Source organism: Streptomyces botrytidirepellens (assembly GCF_003721215.1).
Lineage (GTDB): Bacteria > Actinomycetota > Actinomycetes > Streptomycetales > Streptomycetaceae > Streptomyces > Streptomyces himastatinicus.
The window spans coordinates 1-1,900 of sequence record NZ_RIBZ01000209.1 but is presented as its reverse complement, the minus strand read 5'-3'; the positions used below and the strand labels follow the sequence as shown (position 1 = coordinate 1,900).

Annotated in this window: 3 protein-coding genes; all 3 read right to left on the bottom strand. The window is 67.2% G+C overall.

Translation table 11 applies throughout. From position 1 onward, the window contains the following. Positions 1-71: 71 nt before the first annotated feature. Entirely contained in the window at positions 72-356 is a 285-nt protein-coding gene (locus EEJ42_RS16070; RefSeq protein ID WP_123100616.1) for a hypothetical protein, read from the bottom strand. A gap of 83 nt (positions 357-439) precedes the next feature. Then, a complete protein-coding gene (locus tag EEJ42_RS16065; protein ID WP_148081970.1) occupies positions 440-1,009 on the bottom strand; it encodes a hypothetical protein in 570 nt (189 codons plus the stop codon). Continuing rightward, on the bottom strand, positions 1,009-1,494 hold the full coding sequence (locus EEJ42_RS16060) for a hypothetical protein (RefSeq protein WP_246096765.1): 486 nt from the start codon (positions 1,492-1,494) through the stop codon (positions 1,009-1,011). The genes EEJ42_RS16065 and EEJ42_RS16060 overlap by 1 nt, the downstream gene beginning before the upstream one ends. Positions 1,495-1,900: the final 406 nt, after the last annotated feature.

Below are 1,900 nucleotides of genomic sequence, written 5' to 3'. Positions count from 1 at the left end.
GACCCGGACGGCCTGCAGGTTGTGGCGGATGCGCTCGCGCTCGCTGCGCGGTTCAGCGCCGAGAGGAAGCTCTAGGGCTCCTGCGGGGGCTGAACTGTCGTCGTCTCCTGCAGCAGGTACTCCCGGACCACTTCGCCCTCGGCTTGGAACCGGGCGGTGTTCAACCGCTTCAGCCGAGCCAGGTAGCCCTCCTGCGAAGGCGCCGTCCCCGCCAGGGCCCGTGCCCGCGACTCGACCGCCAGGGCTATCTCCTCGCCCACCTGGGTGAAGTGTTCCTCCGGATTCCTGATCTCCTGATACTCCGGAAGCCGTTCCCTCTCCCAGAACTCCATCATCTGCGCGCCGTAGTGGTTCACTCTTGCCTCCTCGCAGGACACCGCTGCCTACTCCCGGCGCGGCAGGCTCCTCGGCCGCCCCAGCAGGGAACTGTATGGCCTCGTCAGACATGCTTCCCTCCACCGGGTGCGCACACAATCGGGTGTGCAAGGACCAGGAGTGATGGGTCAAAACGGAGCAAAGGCACGAATGCGAGTCGCGGTCCGTCGAGGACCGCGGCGGATCGCGCGACAAAGGGGTCGCTCGAGTTCCCCCAGCCATCCGTGAGACCAGGCCACGCGTCCACGGCGACATTGGTGCAGGCCGCTGCGACATACCCGCCATTGCGCAGCCGGATCACGCGCATCAAGTCGGCGAGCTCGGCCATCTCCGACCGAGCGGCCTTGGACGTCTTGTCCGACGTGCCGAGGGTGGCGATGAACGCGGCCACTCCCCCGACCCGCACATCGTTGGGCCGCGGATCCGTCAGCCGGACAGAGTGGAAGGGCACGTGTCCGATCGCGGCGTCGTGCTCGCCGGTCTTGATCCGGGAGCTGGTGGCCTCCCGCTCCTCACCCTGGATCTGACGCAGCACCCTCGGCGCCGCAAGATTCGCCTCCAGACGAGCCATCGGCACCGCCGGAGCAAGATCGTTCTGATCCTCGGGGCGGAACCCTCCCTCGTCGGCCGCCATCACAGCAGCCCCTCACGGCCCAGAGCCTCATCCGAGAGCCCAGTCGTCAGCTCCAGCAGCCGGGCCGACGCACCAGCCCGGAGCCGCTCACGCTCCGCGGCGCTGAAGTCCCCCGGGCGACTGCTGCCCGCCAGCAGCGCATGAAGGTGCTGCTCACGCCACTGCTCCTCGGCAACCTGCGCATCGGTGAGGTGCGGGTCCTCGGACAGGTCGGCATCGTCCTCGGCTGGCAGCAGGACCAACTCGCGCAGGACTTCGCCCTCGGCCTCGTGGCGCATCTGCTGCAGACGGCCAGCCCGCTCGAGGTAGGACTCCCCCACAACCGGAGGCGCGGACACACGCTCAGCAGTCCAGCGGGCCCGCACCTCGTCCTGGACATCGTTGCCCAGCTCGGTGAAGAAGGCCTCGGCGTCATCGAGCTCCGCGATACGCCCGGGCCGGAACTCCTGCCAGTGCCGTTGCGCGCGCCGCCCGTACTGATTCACGTCCACCACTCCCCACATCCGGTGGGCAGCGCAGAACGATCAAGGACTTAAAGACGCTTCTCCTGCGCCACCAACATCGATGCTTGGCGTGGCTGGTGGCGCAGAACGGGTTTGAGGTGCTTCGTTCCGCAGCACGGGAGCGATTGGTTTAGGAGTTCTGACGTTGTTCCTCATCGTGGGAAGAGGCTGAGTAAGGAACTTTGAGAAGCTGGCTCAGAGGAGCGCCCTCATTGTGAGGTGACTGGGCGGTGATCTAGTGGGGGGGCTTAGGGCGGTCTCTGTGAGGTCCTTGGCGGGAAGAGGCACGAGGGAGGGTCTGGCTCAAGGTCCGCCAGTGGAGAGGTTTCGCGCGATCTCGCTGCGGTTGCTGACAGTGCCCCCAGCGCCGGGGGCTCCTCGCCCCCGG

Bases quoted from the DNA above. Each gene is read 5' to 3' on its own strand.
- EEJ42_RS16065 (WP_148081970.1), bottom strand. From the start codon at position 1,009: ATGGCGGCCGACGAGGGAGGGTTCCGCCCCGAGGATCAGAACGATCTT.